Origin of the sequence: Chryseobacterium pyrolae (genome assembly GCF_025153485.1) — a bacterium.
Lineage (GTDB): Bacteria > Bacteroidota > Bacteroidia > Flavobacteriales > Weeksellaceae > Chryseobacterium > Chryseobacterium antibioticum.
Window position 1 is genome coordinate 40,646 of sequence record NZ_JANZQH010000014.1, and the last position, 24,476, is coordinate 65,121.

A 24,476-nucleotide genomic window follows, 5' to 3' on the forward strand; every position below is an offset into this window, starting at 1 on the left:
TGATCAAAATTATAGACAAGTATATCATCAAAAAATATCTTGGAACCTTCAGTTTCATGCTGATATTGCTGTCTATAGTTGTACTGGTGATCGATGTACAACAGAAAATTCCAAGGATAGAAAATGCTAAAGCACTCGATCCGAAGTTGGACCTGACGTATTTTCTGATTCACTTTTATCCGTTCTGGATCATTAATCTGGTAGTGACATTCCTGGCGATCCTGGTATTTATTTCCGTGATTTATTTCACGTCCAGGATGGCAAATAATACTGAAATTGTTGCGGTAATAAGCAGTGGAGCCAGTTTTCACAGATTTGCAAAACCTTATCTGTATACCTCTATTTTAATTGCACTGATATCTCTTGTTGTCAACCATATGGTGCTTCCGTGGGCCAATATCAAAAAGAATGAACTGGAGGCTTATACGTATAATGCTGCCAACAAGGAAAAAATTCTGGGAACAGGTCCTGCATCTGCCCAGTTCAGTAAAACAGAATACATCTTTGTCAACTCATGGAATAAAAGAGAAACCAGGGGTTCCGGTTTTGTCTATCAGAAGTTTGATAAAGACAGAAAGATGACGTATGAGCTGAAGGCATCGGAAGTATACTGGGATAAAGCTAAAAAACAGTTTATCCTTACCAATTATCTTGAGAAGACCATCAATAAAAATAATACGGAAAAACTGGGTAATGGTATTGAATTGAGGAAAAGCTATGGGCATTCTCCTGAAGAACTTTTCCCGAACGAACTTCTTGGACAGAATAAAACCACTCCGGAACTTATAAAATTCATCGACAGAGAAAAAGAAAAAGGAAACAGCAACCTGAATTCTTACCTTAATGAATTTCATCAGAGAACCTCAATGCCGGTTGCTATTATTATTCTGACGTTTCTTGCGCTCTCTCTGGCCTCCCAGAAGAAAAGAGGAGGTCTTGGGGTCAATCTCGCCTTAGGAATCTCCCTTGCGTTTGTTTTCGTTTTCTCTTTTGAAGCATTGAAAGTAGTGTCTGAGAACAAAAGTTTGTCGCCTGCCGTAGCCATGTGGCTTCCTAATATGGTTTTCTTCCCGCTTACCTTATATCTTTACCTTAAAAGAGCCAATCAGTAAAGAAGTTTGATCTCTTTATGATAGAAAGGCTTTAAGCCGTCTTTTTCAAGTTCTATCCAGAGTTCTCCTTTTTCGTCAGCATTTCTGATGATGCCATTTTGTCTCTCTTTTCCTATTTCGAAGACGGATATTTCATCCTTCCGGTATAAATGAAGGTTAAACTGATCAATGATGTCCTGTTCAGACGAAATGTTTTTCAGTTTTTCTGAGAGGTGCCCATGAAGGTTGAATACAAAATCTTCAAGATCAAAAACCTGTCCGGTCTGCTTGAGAAGAGATCCGGCATGGGATATTTCATCAAAATCCTCCTGCAGAACATTGAAGCCTGCACCAATGATGAAATAATTATTTTGATTAATTTTTTTCTTTTCAATTAAAATCCCGGCGATTTTTTTATTTTTAAGGATCATATCATTCGGCCACTTTATTTTTACGGCATTATCAGTCAAATTGGCCAGATAATCCCTAATAACAACTGCGGTATAGTAATTGAATATAAAGTCTGATAGCAGAACGTTCTGAGCCTTGACCGCTAAAGTGTATGCTACGTTTTTTCCGGCAGCAGCTGCCCATGTATTTCCGTATTGTCCGCGGCCTTTAGTTTGATTGAATGTAGAGACTCCAATAAAATCTGAATTTTCATAAAGTAAAAACTTTGAAACTTCGTCATTAGTAGAAGAGCACTCTTTTAAATAAAATAATTGATCCATTTAAGAAAACTTTAAGACTTTAAAGGGCTAAAAATAAGGCTAAAGTAAAAGAAAAACAATAAATTTGCAGATTATAGATATTTTAATGAATAAAACAGCAGAAAAGCAGGCACTAATAGATAAAATTGTTGAAGCCATCCAGGATGTAAAGGGTGAAGATATTATGATTTTCGATCTTTCGAAGATTGAAAACTCTGTAGCGGAAACTTTTATAATTTGTAGCGGAAACTCAAACACACAAGTTTCTGCATTGGCAGGAAGTGTGGAGAAGAAAGTAAGAAACGATCTTAAAGATAGGCCTTGGCATGTAGAAGGTACCGAAAATTCCATGTGGGTTTTGGTAGATTACGTAACAGTGGTAGTGCATATTTTCCAAAAAGAAGTACGTGAGTACTACGATATTGAAGAACTTTGGGGAGATGCAGAAATTACCAAAATTGAAAATTAATTTTAAATTTTAAAAAGTATAAATGAACAATAAAGGATTCAACTGGTTTTTTCCAATTGCAATCGTGGCTCTTTTGTTATTTTTCGGTTCCAATTTTTTAGGAGGCGACAGTGCAAAATCTATTGATGAGGATGCTTTCTTCAGGGAAATGCAGGCAGGAAAGGTCCAAAACGTTATCATATACAAAGACACAGAGAAAGCTGATGTTTTCCTGACAAAAGCAGCAAAGACAGCAATGGTCAGTAAAACGGCCAATCAAAGCAATCCTCTTTCTGCATTCGAAATGGCTCCAAAAGCAGATTTTTCTGTAAAATATGGGGATCTTCAGCTTTTCCTTCAAAAATTTGATCAGGTAAAAGCAACAGATGCGAATATCAAGACTACAAAAGATTACGGAGCAGGTAAAAATCCTTTCATGGATATCTTGTTTTCCGCATTGATATGGATCGCTATTTTAGGACTTTTCTACTTCCTTCTTTTCAGAAAGATGGGCGGCGGCGGAGGCCCTGGAGGACAGATCTTCTCTATCGGGAAATCTAAAGCGAAGCTTTTTGACGAAAAAGAAAGAATTCAGGTAACATTTAAAGATGTTGCAGGTCTTGAAGGCGCTAAAGAAGAAGTACAGGAAGTGGTAGATTTCCTTAAAAATTCTGAAAAATATACCAAACTGGGTGGTAAGATTCCTAAAGGTGTCCTATTGGTAGGCCCTCCGGGAACCGGTAAAACATTATTGGCAAAAGCCGTTGCAGGTGAAGCTAAAGTACCGTTCTTCTCACTTTCAGGTTCAGATTTCGTGGAAATGTTTGTTGGCGTAGGTGCTTCAAGAGTTAGAGATCTTTTTGCTCAGGCAAAAGCTAAATCTCCGGCTATTATCTTTATCGATGAGATCGACGCGATCGGACGTGCAAGAGGAAAAAATAATTTCTCCGGCGGAAACGACGAAAGAGAGAATACCCTGAACCAGCTTCTCACAGAAATGGATGGTTTCGGAACAGACGTTAACGTCATCGTAATGGCTGCTACCAACAGAGCTGACATCTTAGATAAAGCTTTAATGAGAGCAGGACGTTTTGACCGTTCAATCTATGTAGACCTTCCGGAATTACACGAAAGAAGAGAAATCTTTGATGTTCACTTGCTGAAAATCAAATTAGACGATACTGTAGACAGAGACTTCTTAGCAAAGCAAACTCCGGGATTCAGTGGAGCTGATATCGCTAATGTTTGTAACGAAGCAGCATTAATCGCAGCAAGAAACAGTCATACATCAGTTACTAAACAGGATTTCCTTGATGCTGTAGACAGAATCATTGGGGGTCTTGAAAAGAAAAATATGGCTATCAAACCTTCTGAAAAGAGAAGAGTTGCCTATCATGAAGCAGGTCACGCTACCATCTCATGGTTGGTAGAACATGCAGCACCACTTTTAAAAGTGACGATCGTTCCGAGAGGGCGTTCTCTGGGTGCAGCCTGGTATCTTCCTGAAGAAAGACAATTAACAACTACTGAACAGATGTTGGACGAATTGTGTGCTACCTTAGGAGGTAGAGCCGCAGAGCAGGTTATTTTTAACAATATTTCAACAGGTGCATTATCTGACCTTGAATCCGTAACGAAAAGAGCGCAGGCTATGGTTACTGTTTACGGTCTAAGCCCTACTATTGGTAATATTTCTTATTATGACAGCTCAGGACAGTCTGAATATAATTTCGGAAAACCTTATTCTGAGGAAACTGCGAATAAGATTGATGTTGAGATTAAATCAATTATTGAAAATCAGTACGAAAGAGCAGTTCAGATTCTTACTGAGAACAAAGATAAATTGGATGCTTTAGCGAATAAGCTTTTAGAAAAAGAAGTTATTTTCCGTGAAGATCTTGAAGATATATTCGGTAAAAGAGCATGGGATCCGGAATTAACGGAAAGACCTGTGACAAGTACGATTGCTACGGCGAAAGAACCGGATGAGCAGATCATTATTAAAGACAAAGAAGAAGAAAGTGAAATTCAGGCTCCGGAAAGCCCGACTCAACTTTAAAATACTTCCAAAATAGATCAAAAAAAACCTGACAGTCTTAGAATTGTCAGGTTTTTTCATATTTAAAGACATATTTTTAGAATCTATTGTAATTTATTTTCTATTTTTGTATAAAGTTGACTAAAAATAGATTAAGTTGAATTTATTCAAGAGAATTGTAAGCAAACTTACCAACCAGCCTGAGGAGGAGGAAAAGCAGAGTCTGGAGAAGCTCGGGGATTCGCTGAAAAATGCGGATCTTGACTATAAGTTTGCGCAATTATTTACGCATTCAGGGGGATTTTTTAATTATTGTGCAGATGAAGCGGAGGCTCTACAGACTTTAAATCAAATTGTCAAAATAGAAGGAATGGGAAATATTTTCTGCTGGGACAAGGAGCTTCAGAGCTTTTTGAACGTAGTGAAAATACCTTATACTTCAGAAATGGAGAACTCCAATGATGCTGCCTTCATTACCTGTGAATATCTTATTGCCTATGACGGAAGAATCATGCTTTCGCATAACAATATTCTGCATTACCATTCTTCAAGACTTCCGGGTAAAATCATTATCATGGCCAATGTTTCACAGATTGTGAACAACCTTAATGATGCGATGGGGAAAATAAAAAGAAACGGGAACATTAAAAATCTGACTTCCATCAGTGGAGGACAGTCGAGTTTAGATTCTTCTTCTCATACGAATACAAAACTGTTTTTATTGCTGCTTGAAGATTAAGCATCAACTTATAAATTTTACATTTTGGACAAAAACCTTATTCAAAGAACCATTTCCGGACTTGTTTACGTTGCCGTTATCATTCTTTGCACAACACCGCTGGGTGCCCAGCTGATCAACAAGATCCATCCGGACCTTATCAGGCAGGAGTATCTTTATTTCGGGCTGATAAGTCTTTTACTATTGGTGGGTACATGGGAATGTATTAAGATCATGAAGTTTGGGAAAGGCTATGAAAAATGGATTGTGCTTCCCCTGGTTATTTTTATTTATTACGTTTTCTCCAAAAGATATTTCCACCACGACTTTTTTTTCGATTTCAGGCTGAATGAAATACTGGCTATTTCCCTGATTGCTATTGCCGTGGTTACTTTATTTAAATATCCCAACGAATTATATTACGACAGCGGAAAGCTGATTTTTACGGTGATCTATGTGGCACTGCCTTTCAGTTTTGCATTAGGTCTGCCTAAGTTTTCAAGTTTTGAAGGAACGTTCTCACTGGAAGTTCTTTTCCTGTTTATCCTCATCTGGAGCAGTGATACTTTTGCTTATCTTACCGGAAAGTTTTTCGGGAAACATAAAATGGCGCCTAAAATCTCTCCAAAGAAGACCTGGGAAGGATATGCCGGGGGAGTAGTCTTAACGTTGATTTTATCATACTTTGTAGAGCACTATCAGCCTGAACTTCGCGGGAACTGGATGGTTGTGGGTTTTCTGGTCGCTGCATTTGCTCCGCTGGGGGATCTTGTGGAAAGCCAGCTTAAAAGAAATTTCGGTGTAAAAGACAGCGGAAACATCATTCCGGGGCATGGAGGCGTATTGGACAGACTGGATAGTTTTTTAATTTGCGTTCCTGTCGTATATTTGTACTTTATTTTAGAAAAATTTATTTAATCTCATGAAACTACATAAGGAGTCCAAAGGAACGATTACCGTAGCAACGATACTGTTTATTATTATAAGTGTGTTGGCTATTTATTTTCTTAAAATGTGGTCGTTACTGATCATTATGCCATTATTGGTTGTTTACAGTTTAGTATTTTGGTTCTTCAGAGTTCCGGAACGCGATATTTTAGAACACCGGGAAAACGTTATTGCTCCTGTAGACGGGAAAGTAGTAATGATCAAGGAAGTGGATGAAACTGAATTTCTGAAAGGAAAAGCAATTCAGGTTTCTATCTTCATGTCACCGCTTAATGTTCACATTTGCAGATATCCGGTTTCCGGAAATGTAATCTATAAAAAGTATCATCCCGGTAAATATCTTGTGGCATGGCATGAAAAATCATCTACAGAAAACGAGAGAACGACTGTAGCTGTGGAAACAGCAACGAATCACAAAGTAGTATTCAGACAGATTGCAGGATATGTGGCCAGAAGGATTGTTTTCTATTGTAATGAAGGCGATCAGGCGAAAGCCGGACATGAATTCGGATTCATTAAATTTGGATCCAGAATGGATGTTTTTCTGCCTTTAGATACAGAAATCATCTGTAAGATCGGAGATATTACAAAAGGAGGCGTGGATGTGATCGCCAAAATGAAAGATTAAGACAGAATAAAATCGAAATATGAAAAGGAGAAATTAAGTTTTCTCCTTTTTTTGTTATTTTCAGGTGCTACTAAATATAGAGGCTTTCTAAGATTTGATGTAAATTAATTTTAGCGTAAATAATATTTAGCGCATAATAATTTTTAAATTATTAACATAATCTGATAGTTAACATAATTTTTTTTACGTAAATATGCTGAAAAATTATACGAATTTATTAGACTGTTTACGGTCTTAATATCTTATCAAAAACACACCTCTTCGCGATTTTCATTCAACAAAATAGCAGATGAATTCCTACGTCCTGCAGTTTCCTGTTTAATTTGATGAGTATTAGTATGAATTCAGACGGCTTTTTTTTGTACAAAAAGCAACCTGGTCATTATCTTAAAAAACATAAAAACAGAACACGATGATTTTTAAATCTTTCTTTCGAGTAATAAGCGATGAGGCAGAGAAAATGCATGATGAAGACGAGCGCAGTTATCTGAACCTTATTAATAAATATCTTCTTTTTCTTTTTCTATTATTCTTATTTTACTCAATCTTTATAGTGATCTTTTTTGGAGATGCTGTAATATCTACATTTCTTACGGTCATTACACTCTTTTGGCTTTATTTAATGGCCGTAAAGGGAAAAACAAACCGATACAGAAGGGCATTAAAGGTCACTGTTATTTTTGTTTTTGTTATGCTGGTATTTATTGTCAGTTTTTTTCACATTTACACCTATAAGAATGCAGGCGTAGAATATTTTTATTTTTCCCTTTTATTTGCTATTCCTTTCTTTTTCAATTATAAAGAGGATTTTTATTCAATCCTTTTCGTAGCTTTTGTGATCTGTGTCAACTTTATAGCCTGTTTATATTTTGATTTTGACTTCCTGCCTAAAAGCAAGTTTTTTCAGGCAGAAGACTTCAAAACAGTAAAACTTCTGAATATTTTATTTTCCATTGCATCGTTTCTGATGGATATTTCTTTTATTACTCAAAAAGACGATCTCATTTACGGGCTTATCGAAGATACCAAAATGAAGGATTCTACAATACAAGATTTGCAGAAAACCAATACTGCGCTTCTTAAGCAGCAGATGCTTATCAATCATCTGACAGAAGAAAATATTCAGGAGATCTATCATCTTGCTGAGACCAATTCCCCTTTGTTTTTTGATAAATTTCAGTTCTTTTTCCCACATTTTATTCCAGCCGTTTTAGCAAGTAATCCCAATCTTATTTACTCAGAGCTATATTTTTGTGCACTCATGAAAATTGATTTTGATACGAAGAAAATTGCTCAGTGTACGAACAGCAGTGTACGAGCAGTTGAAAGTAAAAAATACAGGATCCGGAAAAAACTGAATATCCCTTCGGAGGTGAATATCAACAGCTTTATTCTTAAGATATAATCTTTTTTTACGAAAGTGAGTAGTATTACGTATATAGACAGACGCTAATTTCTTGCCGTTGTTAATACTTTTGCTTTACGTATGAATTTAAAAGAAATACATATTGGAAGTTTGGTAAAGACAAAGGCTGAAGAGCTCAGGATGCCTCCTGAAAGAATCATGAATTTTTTACACTGTACCGAAGATGAAATAAAAGCCATGTATCAGCAGGAATACATGGATACCTACAGTTTACTAAGGTGGAGTAAACTTCTGCGCTATGACTTTTTCAGAATTTATACCGGACATCTTATTTTGTATGCACCTCCGTGCAAAGCAGATAACATGATTAAAGTAAGGGATTCTCATCTTCAATTTAGGAAAAGTATCTATACAGAAGAAGTGAAGGGGTTTATACTGGATAAAATTATCACTAAACAAATGACAGTCACCGAAGTGATCACTAGATATAAAATTCCTAAAACAACCCTTTATAAATGGATTAAGAAAGTATAGCTATGCCAGATTTTAAACTGATTTATACAGATATTATCAATGAAAAATTTCCGGAGAAAATAAATGATCCGCTGATCCGGAATAAGCTGAATGCTCTAAATACAGCTGTTGATGTTTTAAAGTTCAATATACTAGTCTTTGGCGAATCTGAATATCCCATTTTATTTAAAAATCAAAGACTCCGTTCCTATGATGAAGCATCCATTCGTGAGATCCTTAACTATCAAAGTAAAAATAAACTGACAAATACTGAAACGGGCAATCATTTCAAGATCAGCCGGAATACCATTGCAAGATGGAGATCTTTTTTCAAATCATAATTCTTTTGTGTTCCTTTTTAAGTCGGCTTCCCCGTTTTGAAGTCGAAAACAGACCTTTGCTATATTTCTGATATTTTTAACCTGATGATTTGCAAAGTGCTGATATATTGTGTGTTTTACTACTCGCGCGTAGTATTGCGTATCTGTTTTTTAGTAGGGAAGTAGTTGTGGATGGTAATTTTGCCCTGGCTGAAAAGTCATTCAAAAACATAACAAACATAATTATTTCGAAATGATGAAAACAAATTCTACAACAGCGAAAACCAAAGTGTTGCTTATGGCTCTGCTTTTGGTTTTTGGACAGTTCTATTCGCAGATTCAGAACGGAGCGGTAGGGATCAATACATCTTTGCCCAATACAAATTCAGTTTTAGATGTGGTCTCGGGCGGTAACAATAAAGGAATACTCATTCCCAGGCTTACCGAAAGCCAGAGAGATGCCATTATCATTAATAAGCTTAAAGATGATGGTCTTACCATTTATAATACCACAGAAGACTGCTTTAATTACTGGAGTTTTGCAGATGATGAATGGAAAAGTGTCTGCGGACAACTCGGAAAAGCTGTATTTACAGTTGACTGTTCCAATACCAAGGCCATGGGAACCTATGTAAAAGGCCGTGAGCTAACCCCCTCCAACTATCTGAGCATTTCTGTCAATGTGACCAAAGCAGGGAATTATACCATCTCAGGAACTACTCCCAATGGATATAACTTCTATGGAACGGGCACATTCCTCAATACTGGGGTACAGACCATCCAGATTACCGGGCAGGGAACCCCTCTGAATATCCAGACTGATGATGTATCGCTTAATGCGAACGGAATTGACGTGACCTGTACACCAGCGGTATCTATAACTGTTCTCAGTCCGGCAGGAACCTATACAATGAGCTGTGGAAGTGCCATAGTTAATGGTGTGTATAAAGTGGGAACAGCGCTTAATTCTTCAAACACTATTACACTGCCGATCAATGTTTCTTCATTAGGAAGTTACACGATTACAACGAATACCGTGGATGGGATTTCGTTCAGAGGTTCAGGAACATTCACTGCGACAGGAAACCAGAACGTTACGTTAAGTGGTACAGGAACACCATCTTCCACAGCTGTAAAAACGATAACCATCACTTCTGATAGTCAGGGAGGCGTTTCTACGACTTGTAATGTAAATATTATTGTTGTAATCCCTAAGAAAACCGTTCTTCATATAGGTTTGGAAACAGCTTACGGATATAGTGCCTTTACAGGACCTTCCAGAAGTTTGATGGATTCTCCTACTAACTTTGGAACTACCGCTTCAAGTATCGTAAAATATGAAGGTTTTACTCATACATCTTTAGGAAACTCCCCATCTTCAGCAGCACTTCAGACGGCTCTGAACAGTAAGCCGGATATTGTAATTATTGGGTATAATTATACTCCAAACGCGACAGATGCAGGATATATCGCTTCGTATCTTAATAAAAAAGGGATCGTCATTGCTTTGACTGATGATACAGGGACTGCACAGAATTTATTCAGAGGCATCTTTTCAGATCCTACCATTTCAGCATCCTATGGAGCAGGAGCAGGTTCTGTATATGCACTGGCCAATACAGATGATCCTATATTGAATGGTCCTTTCGGAGATGTAAGGGGAAAAAACTGGGGTGAAGATGCTTCTACAACAGTTGGAATGTCAGGTCTTACAAGCGGATTTATTCCTTACAGCTACGCTCAGCCTATTAACAGCACGACAGCACGAACCGGTCTTTCCGGACTGAGAAGCAGCAGTCTGAGTTTTGTATGGTTTGGTGACGGTGGTTTCTTAAGCAATGAAAATGCAAATGGAAATCCTTATTCAAGCAATACGATAGAGCCCTTCGTAGCACCAAGCTCAGGAGGATATTTTCCGGTGCAGAAAGCAACATACGGATATGCAGGAAATGGGTATGCAACAGGAGGAATGCAGGTGCAGAATTCTATACTATTTGCGAACATGATCGCATGGGCAGTTAAGCAGGCAGAATTCAGCGGAATTAATACACAGTAATGAAAAAATAGTTTTTAAAGATGACTGCGGCATGGTGAAACCATGCCGCAGTTTTTATTTGATATGCTTCTTAATCTCTTCTGTAAGGTTTAAAATAATCTCAACAGGAATATCTTCTTCCATATCGATCAGAAGGATTTTAAACTTCTTTCTGCCGTCCTGAATCAACAGAGGGTGATCCAGTCTGTCCCCATGATAAAAACTTACGTAATGCTGTTTATATTTTTTACTGTAATAGAGGTAGCACAACATTTTCTTTTTATACTTAAAAAAAGGAAGTCCGAAACTTAATGTTTCTGTTATATGTTCCGGATCAGACTCTAGGATTTTTTTGCGTAAAAACAAAAGAGTACTTCTTTCAGGCTCATCGATTCTGTAGAAGTACTCTTGTATAGGATTCATTTAACTGAATTTAATTCATAAAATGATTAGTCAAAATTTTGAAGCTCCACAAGCTTGTGGTACATACCTTTCTTAGCGATAAGGTCATGGTGTGTTCCCTGTTCTACCACAAGTCCTTTCTCCATCACTACGATCCAGTCTGCTTTCTGAATCGTTGAAAGTCTGTGGGCAATAACAAGAGATGTTCTGTTTTCCATCATTTTATCCAGAGCATCCTGTACAAATCTTTCAGATTCCGTATCCAGGGCAGAAGTAGCTTCATCCAGGATCATTACCGGTGGATTTTTCAATACAGCTCTGGCAATGGAAACTCTCTGCTTCTGTCCTCCTGAAAGTTTATTTCCATCATCACCAATATTGGAGTCATAGCCTTCCGGAAGATTGGTGATGAAAGAATCAGCATTGGCGATTTTGGCTGCTTCCACTACTTCTTCTTTCGTAGCCTCAGGCTTACCCATCAGGATGTTATTGTATATTGAATCATTGAATAATACAGATTCCTGAGTTACCATTCCCAGAAGCTGGCGGTATTCTTTTAATTTTAAATGTTTGATATCTACACCATCAATTAAGATTTGCCCCTCATTCACGTCATAGAACCTTGCCAAAAGGTTGGCGATAGTGGTTTTTCCACTTCCACTCTGTCCTACAAGGGCAATAGTCTTTCCTTTCGGAATGATCAGTGAGAAATTTTTAAGGATAACATTGTCTTTATCATAATAGAATCCAATGTTTTTGAATTCGATTTGGTTGCTTAATGTAGAGATAGAAACCGGCTCTGCAATTTCTTCTACTTTTAAATCGTAGTCAAGAACTTCTGCTACTCTCTCTAAACTTGCCATACCTCCCTGGATAGAAGAAATCGCACTGGAAAGTTTTTTTGCAGGGTCTAGAATTTGGAAGAACATCCCGATGAAAACCAGGAAAGCCTGAGGTTTCATAGTCTGGTCCTCTAAGATCTGTGTTCCTGCATACCACGTAATGATAAGAATGGTAATAGAACCAAGGAATTCGCTCATAGGAGAGGCAAGTTCTCTTTTTCTGCTCATATCTATGGCGAAGTTCTGCCAGTTGGTCGTTGTTTCGTTGAATCTGTTCTTAAGAATCTTATCTGCATTGAATATCTTGATCACTTTAGACGATTTTAAAGTTTCGTCTACCAGCGAAAAAAGATTTCCAAGCTCAGCCTGGGCATAATGAGCCTGTTTTTTTAAGCTTTTTCCTGTCCATGAGATCAGCAAGCCCATAACAGGGAAAACGATCAGTGAAAAAAGGGTAAGCTGAGGAGACAGTAAAAATAATGCGATCAGTGAAGAAATGATCATGAACGGAGCATTGATGATATCTACCAATACACCCATGATGCCGCCTTCTACACCTCCGATGTCATTGGAAATTCTGGACATCATATCTCCCTTTCTCTGTTCTGTAAAGAAAGAAACCGGAAGCTGAAGGAATTTATTGTACATCGCTGTACGGAGATCCTTGGTAATACCTACACGGTAATTCACCAAAAGAAAAGATCCGATATATCTGAAAATGTTTCTTAATAAAAATGAAACCCCTGTGATGGCACACAAAACGGCAAGTACCTGAACAGCACCGTGTTGGTCAATTTGAGTCTGTACGAAATAGTAAGCTTTGTCTTTTATGTAATTGAAATAGTCCCCAAAGGCTCCACTCCATACAGGCTCTTTCCCTTGTTTTTCAATAGTACCAAACATCAATCCTAAAATAGGAAGCATAGTTCCAACGGATAAGATATTAAGTAGAGAATAGAGTATATTGAAAAACATACTTCCGAAAAGGTATTTTTGATGCGGTTTCGCGAAATAAAGTATTCTTTGTAATGGTTTCATTCAATGAAAAATTGGATAGCAAAATTACGTAAAATTAAAGGAATAGACGTTCTTAATCCTGTTTTACTTTAATTAATATGTTTCAATTTGATAGGTTTTGTTACAAACACTTGTTTAGTTTTTAATGGTTGACGGGGTGTTGGTATGAAAAAAACCGCCATTTCGGCGGTTTTTATGAGTGTAATTATTTAAAATTTTACTTTGTCATTATATTTTGGAGCAAAATTCTGAGGGTTTAATTTTTCAAGAGTTTTTCCAACATTATTGATGATTCCCGTCAAATTATCAAAATCTACAACATTCACATCGTCATTTTCATTATGGTAATGAGACGCTTTTGTCATGTCAACCGTAGAGAAGGAGTGAGCAATGATTTTCTTCTTCACAAAACTGACATTATCTGATCGGTAGAATAATTTTTGGGCAGCATAAGGATCAGGGTTTATTGTTAAGCCGTTGGCAGCATACTTATTAAAGAGTTCATCAAAATCAGAAAACTCATCACCAGTCATAAAAAGTGCATTTTTTCCGAACTGAGACTCTGTAGCCACCATTTCAAAATTGAAAAGTGCCGTCATATTATTATAAACCTTATCTAAATTGGCATTTGTGGAAATTGCTCTTGAGCCAAGCATTCCTTTCTCTTCCCCATTGAAAGCTATGAAAACCATCGAGAAGTCAGGCTTTTTGTTTTTGAAATAATCAGCGATACCTGCTAAAGTGGCAATTCCACTTGCATCATCATCTGCACCGTTGTAAATATTATCTCCCGTTTTGTCACTGGTTCCAATGTGATCAAAGTGTCCCGAGAAGCCCAGGTATTTATCCGTTTTTCCTTTTTTGATACCACATACATTATAAACCTTCTTTCCTTCATATTCAAAAGGAATCAGGTAAGAATTTCCGGTACAGTATTCAAGGTTATTTTCTTTGAAAAGTTTTGCGATATATTCTGCTGCCTTGTCATTTTCCGGAGTTCCGATCTCGCGGCCTTTCATTTCGTCTGAAGCCAGTGTTGAAAGTACGGTCTTTACTCTTTCTTTTGAAACTTCCTGTGCCAATGTGAATACAGAGAAGAATGAGAAGGCGAGGTAGGTTAGTTTTTTCATTTTTTTATAATTTAATAGGATCAGTCGTAGTCTTAACGGAAATGTTGCATGAAATGATATAAATTAATCTTTAAACTAAAAATTATTGGGAAAAAGGAATGTATTTGAAACATTAAGAAATTTTAAGCAGTTAAGTGAGATTAATAAAATTGATTGCTTTTAAGAGAAATAATAACTTATTTTATTAAGCCTTATTAAATTTTAAACGCAAAGTTTAATCTTATTTAAGCATATTTTAAGAATGCAAAGAAAAAAATCAATCTTCGATTGATCTGAATAAGCATTCGCATTATCCAGTCGCTTAATCAACGGTGAAGCCGACATCTTTGCTTTACTTAAAATAATACGGTTTAAATATAAACCTTTGCGTTTGTCAAAAAAATAAAACTTGATTTTACATAATCACAAAAAAAACAGCTCCTTTCGGAACTGTTCTCACTCAAAAAATCGTTGTAAGGCTATCGAAGTCGGTCTACAGATTTTACGAGCCTCTCATCTCTGCGGATCAAAACGTTTGCAATAAGCAGACAGATGACCGCAATCAATGGGAAAACCGGCTCAATACCCTTCTCAGGAATCTGAATTCCTCCGGATAAGTTTAGTAACCAGTACGCCAATACACCAATCAACAAAACGTTTATAATGATGCTGAACGTATTCAGCAAAATTTGTCTTTTTCTGTTTTTAAAGCTGAAAATACTCAATGCACCTGCCAAAACAAGGGCAATACAGCTTATATTAATCACCGGAATATTGCCGAAAACGTCAACATCCTGTCCTGTAACGAAAAGGGAAACTGCGGCTAAAACAGCCAGTAGAGTCCATATAGTCTGTATTCTCTGTAACATTGATTCTTAAATACCTGGCAAAAATAACATAAATTTTGCACAATTCAAAAATAAGTGTAGATTTGCATTATACATATGTACTTGAAAACAAAAGTCACCGGACTTACTTTTCTTACTCACAATTAATTACATTTTTACATTAAGTATGTTTAACATAGAAACGTTAAGGTCAAAATCCGTAACGGAACTGACTAAAATCTTAAAAGATTTAGGCGTTAAAGTTGCTAGAAACAGCAATGATAATGATAAGATCTTTGCCGTTCTTGACTTTCAGGCTTCTAACCCTAAAGTTGCAAAAGATTATTTCAACGCCACAGAAACCAGCATGGATACTGAAGAAAAACCGGCAGATAAACCTGCTAAGGCCCCTGTAAGAAAAGCAGCGCCTAAAAGACAACCTGCCAAGCCGAAAGCAGAAGTAACAGCACCGGCAGAAGCGAAACCCCAGGCTGAAGAAAAAGTAGAAGAAAAGGTACCAGTCGCTGAAGAAATAAAGCAGGAAGAACCCAAAACTGAAACAGTTTCCACTCCTGAAGAAAACAACTCAGCACAGTCTAAGAAAAAAAGAAAGAGAGTGGTTGCCAACACAGGCAATACAGAAGCTTCACAAGAAAGAGCAGAAGCTCCTAAAAATGCAGAACAACCTCAGGAATCTGCTCCCTCAGAAGAAAAGCCGGCTGCTTCCCAACCTCAGACCAGATCCCAACAAAAAGGACACAACAATCCGCAAAACAGCGGAAACCAAAATAAGAACCCTAATCAGCATCAGAATCAAAACCAGGGTCAGAACCAAAATCCTAATCAACACCAGAATCAGAACCCTAATCAAAATCAGCACAGACAACATGCTGACAGAAATGAGGAGCATCATTCTGAACACAGAAAAGAATTCAGTTTTGATGGGATGGTAAGTATTGAAGGGGTTTTAGAAATTCTTCCTGATAACTACGGATTCCTTCGTTCATCTGATTTCAGTTATATCTCTTCTCCTGATGATGTGTATGTGTCTACAGCACAGATCAGAAATTTTGGTCTGAAAACCGGAGATACGGTAAAAGGAATTGTAAGACTTCCGAAAGAAGGTGAAAAATATTTTTCCTTATTAAAACCAATAGAAGTAAACGGACGTGATCTTGCATTCATTAAAGATCGTGTTGCTTTTGAATATTTAACCCCGCTTTTCCCAGAAGAGAAATTTAACCTGGCAGGAGATAATTCTACAATGTCTACAAGAATTGTTGATTTATTTGCACCAATTGGGAAAGGGCAGAGAGCAATGATCGTTGCCCAGCCTAAAACGGGTAAAACCATGTTGCTTAAAGATATTGCCAACTCTATTGCAGCCAATCATCCTGAAGTATATATGATGGTCCTTCTGATCGACGAACGTCCGGAAGAAGTTACCGATATGGAAAGAAGTGTAAATGCCGAAGTAATAGCATCTACATTTGATGAAGCAGCGGATAAACACGTAAAAGTGGCCAACCTTGTTTTGGCAAAAGCTCAGAGAATGGTAGAATGCGGACATGATGTAGTGATCCTGCTTGACTCTATTACGAGATTAGCAAGAGCCTATAACACCGTTACTCCAGCATCAGGAAAGGTTCTTTCCGGTGGGGTAGATGCCAATGCGCTTCACAAGCCGAAAAGATTTTTCGGGGCGGCCAGAAAAATTGAAGGAGGTGGTTCATTAACGATTATCGCGACAGCGCTTATCGATACTGGTTCTAAAATGGACGAAGTAATCTTCGAAGAATTTAAAGGAACAGGGAACATGGAACTTCAGTTGGATAGAAAAATTGCCAACAGAAGAATTTATCCTGCGATTGACCTTGTATCTTCAAGTACGCGTAGAGATGATCTTCTCTTAGATGAAGTTACTTCTCAGAGAATGTGGATCTTCAGAAAGTATCTTGCTGAAATGAATCCTGTAGAAGCGATGGAATTTGTTAATAAAAACATCAGAGGAACTTTAAATAATGAAGAATTCATGATGTCTATGAATAAATAGATTAATTTAATTGTTAATTAAAAAGCACGGAAATCACTTGATTTTCGTGCTTTTTTGTGCTTGAGGGTTTTTAATGCTGTATTAAATTGTGATAGCGTTAAGGATTATCAGATTATATTCTTTTTTTTTCAAATTGATTTTCGCGATGTTTTAGACTGAAACAACCGTCGTCTTCCAGCTTCTGTCTTTCCTCTTATAAAATTTAATTCATTCTAAATCAATATATCAATGTTAAAGATTTATTAAAGTAATCCCCAGTATTTGATAATCCCTTAAATATTGGTTAAATTTGGATATAACATTAAAAATAAAATTATGTCATTTGAATTACCAAAATTAGGATATGCATATGATGCATTGGAGCCGACTATCGATGCAAAAACTATGGAGATCCATTATACAAAACATCACCAGGCTTATATTGACAATTTAAATAAAGCAATCGAAGGAACTGAATTAGCAGGGAAAACTATTGAAGAGATTTGCCAGACAGGAACTGACAAACCAGCAGTAAGAAATAATGGAGGAGGACACTTCAACCACTCTTTATTCTGGGAAATTTTAACTCCGGGCGGAAGCAATGAGCCTGTAGGAAAAGTAAAAGCTGCTATCGAAGCTTACGGTGGTCTTGAGAAATTCAAAACTGATTTTTCTGATGCTGCTAAAACAAGATTCGGTTCTGGATGGGCTTGGTTGGTTAAAAATGCGGACGGATCTGTTTCTGTTTCTTCTACGCCAAACCAGGATAACCCATTAATGCCTGTTGCAGACGTTAAAGGAACTCCGGTTTTAGGACTTGACGTTTGGGAGCATGCTTACTATTTAAACTACCAAAACAGAAGACCTGACTATGTTTCAGCTTTCTTTAGCGTGGTAAACTGGGATAAAGTGGAGGAATTATTCAACAAATAATTTTCATCTATTATAAAAGTAAAAAGGTTCAGAAGAAATTCTGAACCTTTTTTATTGTTATTTAAATGTATTGGATCATTGAACCGGTATGGTTGAAAAAAATTATCTTGTGGCATCACTTGGGGAAAGCCCGTTCATTTTCAATCCATATTTCCAGCTTACATAAGCAAAAACCTGATACAGCTTGTATTCAAATTTAATCCCATAATTTTCTCTGGGGTCGTAATCTATTCCGGATTCAATGATATTCCGGTATTTCCCTGAACTGTAGTAAGAGTTCCATTCAGTAACCAGAAATGTATTCTTTGTTTTCAGATATGATTCGGAGTACTGGCTCATCGGTTTGGCTATAGCGTTCAAAAAGTAATCGAACTGGGTATCAATCACTGTGAGATCCCATTCTCCGTCATCATTTTTAGAAGGCTTCATTTCGGACTTCTCTTCACCTTTCTTAGGCGTGTTTTGAGAAAAACAACTGAAAGGAAGAAACGTAAGGAGTACTATAACGATGAGATTTTTCATAATAAAACATTGATATATAAAATAAGCACTCAAAATGAGTGCCTAAGTTAATTTTTTATGGTTCTTTCTGAAGAATGACAAATGCCGGGAAGTGGTCACTGTATCCACCTGTAAACTGGTCTCCGTTCCAGGATCTGAAAGGATAGCCTTTATAATTTCCTTCTTTATTGACTAAATAAGCGGGAGCAAAGATTTCAGCTTTGTACACTGAGTATTCTTTTGTTACCTGATCGGATACTAAATTTTTAGAAACAATGATCTGGTCAAACAGGTTAGGTGCATCCTGATAGGCTAATGAAGCAATACCTTTCTTATATAGAGGATACATTAGGTTGAGGTAGGGTGTTGTCTCGCTTAAGTCCTTAGGATTGGCAACAGCTTTTAAATGATTTTTTAAACTTGCACTCACCGGATCATCATTAAAGTCGCCCATTGCAAAAAGTTTTGTAGAAGGGTCTGCTGTTCTGATGCTGTCCATTTGTTGTTTCAATAAAGCTGCAGCTGCATTTCTTTTTGGTAATGAAACCGCTTCACCACCTCTTCTTGAAGGCCAGTGATTCATAAAGAATGCTACTTTTTCATTATCAAGGAAACCAGTTACTACAAGGATATCTCTGGTATATTCTCTTTTACCGTCATCACCGAAAACTTTCAGTTCTTTTTTCAAAGAGTTGGTTACTGTGAATCTTCTTTTCTGATAGATCAGGGCTACATCAATACCTCTGTAGTCATAAGAATTGTAATGTATGATTCCGTAATCATATTTAACAAGAGCAGGTTGTTTTACAAGATCTTCAATCACCTGTCTGTTCTCTACTTCGATAAGTCCTACCACAGCAGGAGCTGTTTTTGTATATTGTGCACCAAGTTCAGCAATTACTTTGGCTTCGTTGGTAAGCTTTGCTTTGTAAATTTTAGTATTATAATTTTTGCCGCTTTTAGGGGTGAATTCTTCAGAGCCGCTTTGGTATCTTACTGCTTTTTTACCTTTTAAAGCGCCGTCGCTCCATTGTCCATCATATTTTTCTGCTTCTAAAAACTGAATAGAATCAATAGGGATGCTTCTGTGGAAAGCCGGATTACGGATGTCTTTTGTACCATCAATATAATCTGCAGAACGGATAGTGTCCCAAAGGTTTTCTACATTCAAAAAGCCAACAGCAGCTACTTTTCGAAGTTTCCCCTGTTGTGCAAAAGCCATTACCGAAAAAACGATGGCCATAAAACTTATAAATCTCTTCATCCTCTAGAGTATTAAAATTATTTAAACGACAAATTTACCTTTTTTTAATTCAACCCATTTTAAATATTTGTAAATTTAAAACAAGATAAAATAATTCTCTTATATAATGAATCATAAAAGCTTGCAATGTTAAGAAAAAATAATGTTAAAAAAGTTGGAAATTCTAAATTTTGACTAAATTTGTGCCCCCAACTTTTAAACTGTTGAAAACTAATAAGAAAAGTATTAAAAAAAATAAATATACTCATGATTAAAAAACTATCATTAGTCTCTTTATTTACTTTACTTCCAGCTTCATTCTATTTTGCGCAGACTACTGTATTTGCGTATCTTAAGGATGCTGATGGAAAGCCCGTTGAAAGGGCAGAAGTAGATCTTAAAGGGAGCGAAAATGATGTAACGGCTGATAAAATTGGATACTTCCAGTTTGTAGACCTGCAGCCGGGCCATTATCAAATTATGATTACGAAACCAAACTTCGAAACCAAAATGATGGAGTTTGACGTAGCTGATGAGAAAAGAAAGGATCTGGGGATTGTTACCCTATATTCTAATCTTACAAGCGCAGATCAAGGTTTAGCGATTATAGACAATGATGATGACGACAGCAACAGCAGTGGACAAGCTTCTACGGTAGGTTTGCTACAATCATCAATGGATGTATTCAGTAGAATTGCTGCGTTTGATTTAGGATTTTACTGGTTCCGCCCAAGAGGTATTGATGGAAGAACAGGTGAGTCTATGCTGAACGGTGTTTCTATGGTAAAATCTGATAATGGTAATGTTGACTTCAGCAACTGGGGGGGACTGAACGAGATCACGAGATATCCGGAAATCGCGTCTAACCATTCCCCGTCTGAATATGCTTTTGGTGGAAACAGCTCTGTTGTTTACAAGAACACAAAAGCAAGTGAGTATAGAAAAGGATTCCAGTTTACACAATCCCTAACTAACAGAAACTACAGAAACAGAACCTCTTTACGTTATACCTCAGGAATGAGCAAGAAAGGATGGGCATTTACTGTAATGGGAGCAAGAAGATGGGCTGAAGAAGGAATCCAGGAAGGGACTTTCTATGATGCTTACGGTGCTTACTTAGGTATAGAAAAGAAATTCAGTGACAGCCATACGATTACTTTCAATGCGATCGGTGCGCCATACAGAAGATCTACAGCCAGTCCAAGTACTCAGGAAGTCTATGACTACAGAGGGGTACATTACAACTCTTACTGGGGATGGCAGGATGGAGAAAAGAGAAGCGAAAGAGTCCGAAGAGGATTCCAGCCACTTTTCCAGGTTCAGGATTTCTGGAAAATCAATAAGAATTCCAGCCTTTGGACTACTGCATCTTACCAGTTTGGAAAAGATAAAGGTTCACGTTTAGACTGGAACGGAGTTACTAATCCTTCTCCTACCTATTACAGAAATTTACCGAGTTATTATCTTAACAGTATTGTTTACAATACAACCAATGGGACAGGGATAACTGATCCATCACAGTATAACACTCTGTTGGATGCATATAATACAAGTCTATCAAACTGGCAAAACGGAGATCCGAATGTTACTCAGATCAACTGGGGGCAGATCTACGCCAACAACCAAAAGAACGATGCTGCAGACCAAGCTGAAATGACCCGTCTTTATGGAATATCAGGGAAGCGTTCTAAAATATATCTGGTAGATGATGTAAGCGATGATAAGATCTTCAACGCTGGTACACACTACACGTACAACTTTAATGACCGTACGAAGTTTATCATGAACGTTTCTTATCAGAACTATAAATCTGAGCTTTACCGTGAAGTGAAAGATCTTTTAGGGGGTGATTATGCTATTGGTGTAGATCCATTTAAAGAATCAGCTAAGCCAGGTTCTACAGGATTCTATAATACTTTGGATCCTAACGTTCAGTTGAGAGTGGGAGACCGCATGACTTACAACTATATCCTGAGAAGACAGGAAGCAAAAGTAAATCCGGGACTGAAATTCTCTACAGGAAATTTCGATGTATTCGTTTCTGCTATGGCGGGATATTCTTCTTCAAACAGAGAAGGTCTTTTCAAGCATTATTTATATGAGAACTCTTACGGGAAAAGTAAAGATTACAACTTCTGGAATTTTGGTCTGAAAGGTCAAGTAGTTTACCGTATCAACGGACGTAACTTCTTAGTATATAACGGAGCGATGTACAACCAGGCACCATTCCTGGAAGATTTGTTTATCAATCCTAGAATTAACGCACTTGTTAATCCTAATATCAGAAGTACTGTATATACTGCCAATGATTTAAGTTATGTAATCAATACACCTTTCCTTAAATTAAGAGCATCAGGATATATTGTAGATACACAGAATGAAACCAATGTACAGAGATTCTTTGCAGACGGAATTCAGTTGAGCAGTACCAACCCAGACGGATCTGTTTCTCAGGTACAGAGTGCATTCGTTACTCAGGTAATGTCCAATGTTGAGAAAAGAAATATGGGGGTTGAATTAGGTGTTGACCTGAAAGTTCTTCCTACTTTATCTTTACAGGGTCTTGCGAGTTTAGGTGAGTATACTTACAGAAATAATCCTGAAGTATATCTGGTTTCTGATGCGTCAGGAAGTAGCGTGACTTCTTTCGGAAAGTCTTATTTGAAAGATTATAAGCAAGGGGGAACTCCTCAGCGTGCTTTTTCTTTAGGTTTCCGTTATAATAACCCTAAATACTGGTGGGTAGGAGCAAACTGGAATTATTTTGATAACAATTATCTGGATCCGGCTCCGGCTCTAAGAACCAATAACTTTATTCAAAACCCATATTCAAGCACACCTTACCTTGGCCTTACTGATGGTGAAGTACGTGATATGCTGAAGCCTGTACAACTTCCTTCTGCATTTTTCTTAAATGCTAATGCAGGAAAATCATTCATGATTGGAAAGTATTATATATTATTGACGGCTTCTGTAAATAATATATTAAATAACAAAAGGTTCATTACCGGAGGTTTCGAGCAGACCAGAGAAACGAAAGCTAATGATTTTGCTGCTGACTACTATGGTGGAGCACCTTCTTTCGGACCGAAATACTGGTACACTCAGGGACGTTCGTACTTTGTTAACTTACAATTCAGATTCTAATAAAAAATAAAAAAATAACAATGAATAATTTCACTAACTTTTTCAAAACGACATTCGTAGCAGTAGGTGTACTGTCTGCATTGTCTTCTTGTGTAAAGAATGATGATTGGGAAACTCCCCCGATCGCTTGTTCAAATAAATTCGAAGCGCCTACCATTTCAATGGCAGATTTTGCGGCTCAGGCTCCTGCTACAGGATATAAATTAATTACAACAGATCAGATCTTCGACGGGTATATTGTTTCTTCTGATGCTCAGGGGAATTTCTATAAAACCATCTCTTTCCAGGATAAAACAGTTAATCCTACAGTAGGTCTTCAGATCGAAGTGGATAAAGCAAGTAACTTTGCTGATTTCCCGGTAGGAGCACACATTAGAATTAATGCTAAAGGATTACGTTTAGGTCTTGACAGAGGAACGATTAAACTTGGTTCTGAAGATCCGAACTTTGCGATCGGTAGAATTCCTCAGGCACTTGTTGGACGATATGTTTCAGGAGTTTGTGGAGGAAATGGTTTGGATATCCAAACGCTTGTTCCTACAAAACTTAATTCATTAAATGATGCAAAGCAGGTTAACTTAATCAACACTTTAGTGACTGTATCTGACGTACAGTTCGGTATCGGTGAGATCTTCCCTGTTCAGAAAAAATATCTTGATTATGATGCCGGAAACCAGGGATTGGATACCGACAGAAATATTGAAGATAAATTGGGAGGTGCTGCAGTGATCAGAAACTCTGGATTCTTCAAGAGTGGAGGTGAACTTGTACCAAAAGGAAACGGGACCGTTACTTTCGTAGTAAGCAGATACAATACGACATGGCAGATGCTGATCAGAAGCTTATCTGATATTAACTTCACTGGAACAAGAGTAGATGCAACGCCGCCAAAAGGAGGTACTGATATCTCTTATTCTGGTTCATTCCTTGAAAACTTTGAAAGTTATTCACTGACGCCTACTAACCTGGAAGTATATCCTAAATATGTAAATGATGCGGTATTAGGAAACAGATACTGGCAGTTAAAAAGTTTCAGCAACAATAAATATATTCAGTTGGGAGCTAACTCCGGTTCTGGAAACTATTTAACGTATTTTGCGGTACCTGTTGATTTTACAGCAGCCAATACAGTGAAATTTGATGTTAACGTTGGATTCTGGAATGGTAATGCTTTAAAAGTATACTATACCACCAACTATACTCCGCTTGGAGATATTACAACGGCAACTAAAACAGATATTACCTCTGCATTTACAATTCCACAGGCTCCTGCGGTTAATTACGGTACATTGGCTCCTGCGGGAACTTATACATTACCGTCTACATTAACGGGTAACGGATTTATCCTGTTTGAATATACCGGAGCATCTACTGGTGTTACCACGACTATTCAGTTAGACAATATTCAGGTTCAATAATCAATCTGATATTTTAAATACAGGCCGTCTTTTAGGAGACGGCCTTTTTTTTGTTAGTAATGTTTTTTATAATGATCAGGAAATCTGAAGTTATTTAAATTCTGATATTCCTATTATCCTTGTGATAAGTTTGTCCAATAGAATAAATCATTTGAAATAGTTAAAATATCTTTGAAATATTAATCATTGG

General features: G+C 37.2%; 21 protein-coding genes. 14 read left to right on the forward strand and 7 right to left on the reverse strand.

The features are described 5' to 3' along the window. The first annotated feature begins 2 nt into the window (after positions 1-2). On the forward strand, positions 3-1,112 hold the full coding sequence (locus NZD88_RS20500; protein WP_259831645.1) for an LptF/LptG family permease: 1,110 nt from the start codon (positions 3-5) through the stop codon (positions 1,110-1,112). On the opposite strand, the gene NZD88_RS20505 is transcribed toward NZD88_RS20500, so the two are convergent. After that, positions 1,106-1,822: a biotin--[acetyl-CoA-carboxylase] ligase gene (locus NZD88_RS20505; protein ID WP_259831615.1), complete on the reverse strand. Its 717-nt coding sequence runs from the start codon at positions 1,820-1,822 to the stop codon at positions 1,106-1,108. The genes NZD88_RS20500 and NZD88_RS20505 overlap by 7 nt on opposite strands. A gap of 85 nt (positions 1,823-1,907) precedes the next feature. Between NZD88_RS20505 and rsfS the strand changes: the two genes are divergently transcribed. From rsfS to NZD88_RS20550, 9 genes are all read left to right on the forward strand, one after another. Then, on the forward strand, positions 1,908-2,270 hold the full coding sequence (gene rsfS / locus NZD88_RS20510) for a ribosome silencing factor (RefSeq protein WP_259831616.1): 363 nt from the start codon (positions 1,908-1,910) through the stop codon (positions 2,268-2,270). 22 nt (positions 2,271-2,292) lie between these two features. Further along, positions 2,293-4,308, forward strand: a complete 2,016-nt coding sequence (gene ftsH, locus NZD88_RS20515; RefSeq protein ID WP_259831617.1) for an ATP-dependent zinc metalloprotease FtsH — start codon at positions 2,293-2,295, stop codon at positions 4,306-4,308. A 136-nt stretch (positions 4,309-4,444) separates the two neighbouring features. After that, positions 4,445-5,026 (forward strand): lactate utilization protein, encoded by a 582-nt coding sequence (locus NZD88_RS20520; protein WP_259831619.1) that lies wholly within the window; start codon positions 4,445-4,447, stop codon positions 5,024-5,026. A gap of 24 nt (positions 5,027-5,050) precedes the next feature. Next, entirely contained in the window at positions 5,051-5,923 is an 873-nt protein-coding gene (locus tag NZD88_RS20525) for a phosphatidate cytidylyltransferase (RefSeq protein WP_259831621.1), read from the forward strand. A 4-nt stretch (positions 5,924-5,927) separates the two neighbouring features. After that, the gene (locus tag NZD88_RS20530) at positions 5,928-6,581 is read left to right on the forward strand and encodes a phosphatidylserine decarboxylase family protein (protein ID WP_259831623.1); all 654 of its coding nucleotides are present in this window, start codon (positions 5,928-5,930) and stop codon (positions 6,579-6,581) included. A gap of 412 nt (positions 6,582-6,993) precedes the next feature. Continuing rightward, positions 6,994-7,986: an energy-coupling factor transporter transmembrane protein EcfT gene (locus tag NZD88_RS20535; RefSeq protein WP_259831625.1), complete on the forward strand. Its 993-nt coding sequence runs from the start codon at positions 6,994-6,996 to the stop codon at positions 7,984-7,986. Positions 7,987-8,067: 81 nt separating this feature from the next. Continuing rightward, positions 8,068-8,481 (forward strand): transposase, encoded by a 414-nt coding sequence (locus NZD88_RS20540; protein WP_259831627.1) that lies wholly within the window; start codon positions 8,068-8,070, stop codon positions 8,479-8,481. Positions 8,482-8,483: 2 nt separating this feature from the next. Beyond that, on the forward strand, positions 8,484-8,801 hold the full coding sequence (locus NZD88_RS20545) for a helix-turn-helix domain-containing protein (protein ID WP_259831629.1): 318 nt from the start codon (positions 8,484-8,486) through the stop codon (positions 8,799-8,801). A gap of 232 nt (positions 8,802-9,033) precedes the next feature. Further along, a complete protein-coding gene (locus tag NZD88_RS20550; protein WP_259831631.1) occupies positions 9,034-10,836 on the forward strand; it encodes an autotransporter outer membrane beta-barrel domain-containing protein in 1,803 nt (600 codons plus the stop codon). Between the two features lie 54 nt (positions 10,837-10,890). Here the strand turns inward: NZD88_RS20550 and NZD88_RS20555 are convergent, their stop codons facing one another. From NZD88_RS20555 to NZD88_RS20570, 4 genes are all read right to left on the reverse strand, one after another. Next, positions 10,891-11,238 (reverse strand): DUF1801 domain-containing protein, encoded by a 348-nt coding sequence (locus tag NZD88_RS20555; RefSeq protein WP_259831632.1) that lies wholly within the window; start codon positions 11,236-11,238, stop codon positions 10,891-10,893. A 26-nt stretch (positions 11,239-11,264) separates the two neighbouring features. Beyond that, positions 11,265-13,097, reverse strand: coding sequence for an ABC transporter ATP-binding protein (locus NZD88_RS20560; RefSeq protein ID WP_169236698.1), 1,833 nt, complete (start codon positions 13,095-13,097; stop codon positions 11,265-11,267). 188 nt (positions 13,098-13,285) lie between these two features. Beyond that, positions 13,286-14,206, reverse strand: a complete 921-nt coding sequence (locus tag NZD88_RS20565; protein ID WP_259831633.1) for a M28 family peptidase — start codon at positions 14,204-14,206, stop codon at positions 13,286-13,288. A 458-nt stretch (positions 14,207-14,664) separates the two neighbouring features. Next, a complete protein-coding gene (locus tag NZD88_RS20570; protein WP_259831634.1) occupies positions 14,665-15,054 on the reverse strand; it encodes a DUF4293 family protein in 390 nt (129 codons plus the stop codon). A 145-nt stretch (positions 15,055-15,199) separates the two neighbouring features. On the opposite strand from NZD88_RS20570, the gene rho reads away from it, so the two are divergent. Then, a complete protein-coding gene (rho, locus tag NZD88_RS20575) occupies positions 15,200-17,065 on the forward strand; it encodes a transcription termination factor Rho (RefSeq protein WP_259831635.1) in 1,866 nt (621 codons plus the stop codon). Positions 17,066-17,380: 315 nt separating this feature from the next. Next, on the forward strand, positions 17,381-17,977 hold the full coding sequence (locus NZD88_RS20580; protein ID WP_259831636.1) for a superoxide dismutase: 597 nt from the start codon (positions 17,381-17,383) through the stop codon (positions 17,975-17,977). Between the two features lie 102 nt (positions 17,978-18,079). On the opposite strand, the gene NZD88_RS20585 is transcribed toward NZD88_RS20580, so the two are convergent. Further along, the gene (locus tag NZD88_RS20585; RefSeq protein ID WP_259831637.1) at positions 18,080-18,499 is read right to left on the reverse strand and encodes a DUF6146 family protein; all 420 of its coding nucleotides are present in this window, start codon (positions 18,497-18,499) and stop codon (positions 18,080-18,082) included. Positions 18,500-18,554: 55 nt separating this feature from the next. Continuing rightward, positions 18,555-19,742, reverse strand: coding sequence for an endonuclease/exonuclease/phosphatase family protein (locus NZD88_RS20590; RefSeq protein WP_259831639.1), 1,188 nt, complete (start codon positions 19,740-19,742; stop codon positions 18,555-18,557). Between the two features lie 246 nt (positions 19,743-19,988). On the opposite strand from NZD88_RS20590, the gene NZD88_RS20595 reads away from it, so the two are divergent. Both NZD88_RS20595 and NZD88_RS20600 read left to right on the forward strand, forming a co-directional pair. Continuing rightward, positions 19,989-22,868, forward strand: a complete 2,880-nt coding sequence (locus NZD88_RS20595) for a carboxypeptidase-like regulatory domain-containing protein (protein WP_259831641.1) — start codon at positions 19,989-19,991, stop codon at positions 22,866-22,868. 20 nt (positions 22,869-22,888) lie between these two features. Continuing rightward, positions 22,889-24,286 (forward strand): M949_1556 family lipoprotein, encoded by a 1,398-nt coding sequence (locus NZD88_RS20600; RefSeq protein ID WP_259831643.1) that lies wholly within the window; start codon positions 22,889-22,891, stop codon positions 24,284-24,286. Positions 24,287-24,476 lie beyond the last annotated feature (190 nt).

Excerpts from the sequence above, each read along its gene's own strand:
- NZD88_RS20590 (WP_259831639.1), bottom strand. The coding sequence starts at position 19,742 with ATGAAGAGATTTATAAGTTTTATGGCCATCGTTTTTTCGGTAATGGCT.
- NZD88_RS20550 (WP_259831631.1), top strand. The coding sequence starts at position 9,034 with ATGATGAAAACAAATTCTACAACAGCGAAAACCAAAGTGTTGCTTATG.
- NZD88_RS20505 (WP_259831615.1), bottom strand. The coding sequence starts at position 1,822 with ATGGATCAATTATTTTATTTAAAAGAGTGCTCTTCTACTAATGACGAA.
- NZD88_RS20530 (WP_259831623.1), top strand. The coding sequence starts at position 5,928 with ATGAAACTACATAAGGAGTCCAAAGGAACGATTACCGTAGCAACGATA.
- NZD88_RS20595 (WP_259831641.1), top strand. The coding sequence starts at position 19,989 with ATGATTAAAAAACTATCATTAGTCTCTTTATTTACTTTACTTCCAGCT.
- NZD88_RS20535 (WP_259831625.1), top strand. The coding sequence starts at position 6,994 with ATGATTTTTAAATCTTTCTTTCGAGTAATAAGCGATGAGGCAGAGAAA.
- NZD88_RS20540 (WP_259831627.1), top strand. The coding sequence starts at position 8,068 with ATGAATTTAAAAGAAATACATATTGGAAGTTTGGTAAAGACAAAGGCT.
- rho (WP_259831635.1), top strand. The coding sequence starts at position 15,200 with ATGTTTAACATAGAAACGTTAAGGTCAAAATCCGTAACGGAACTGACT.
- NZD88_RS20555 (WP_259831632.1), bottom strand. The coding sequence starts at position 11,238 with ATGAATCCTATACAAGAGTACTTCTACAGAATCGATGAGCCTGAAAGA.
- NZD88_RS20570 (WP_259831634.1), bottom strand. The coding sequence starts at position 15,054 with ATGTTACAGAGAATACAGACTATATGGACTCTACTGGCTGTTTTAGCC.
- NZD88_RS20580 (WP_259831636.1), top strand. The coding sequence starts at position 17,381 with ATGTCATTTGAATTACCAAAATTAGGATATGCATATGATGCATTGGAG.
- NZD88_RS20585 (WP_259831637.1), bottom strand. The coding sequence starts at position 18,499 with ATGAAAAATCTCATCGTTATAGTACTCCTTACGTTTCTTCCTTTCAGT.
- NZD88_RS20560 (WP_169236698.1), bottom strand. The coding sequence starts at position 13,097 with ATGAAACCATTACAAAGAATACTTTATTTCGCGAAACCGCATCAAAAA.
- NZD88_RS20565 (WP_259831633.1), bottom strand. The coding sequence starts at position 14,206 with ATGAAAAAACTAACCTACCTCGCCTTCTCATTCTTCTCTGTATTCACA.
- NZD88_RS20545 (WP_259831629.1), top strand. The coding sequence starts at position 8,484 with ATGCCAGATTTTAAACTGATTTATACAGATATTATCAATGAAAAATTT.
- ftsH (WP_259831617.1), top strand. The coding sequence starts at position 2,293 with ATGAACAATAAAGGATTCAACTGGTTTTTTCCAATTGCAATCGTGGCT.
- NZD88_RS20600 (WP_259831643.1), top strand. The coding sequence starts at position 22,889 with ATGAATAATTTCACTAACTTTTTCAAAACGACATTCGTAGCAGTAGGT.
- rsfS (WP_259831616.1), top strand. The coding sequence starts at position 1,908 with ATGAATAAAACAGCAGAAAAGCAGGCACTAATAGATAAAATTGTTGAA.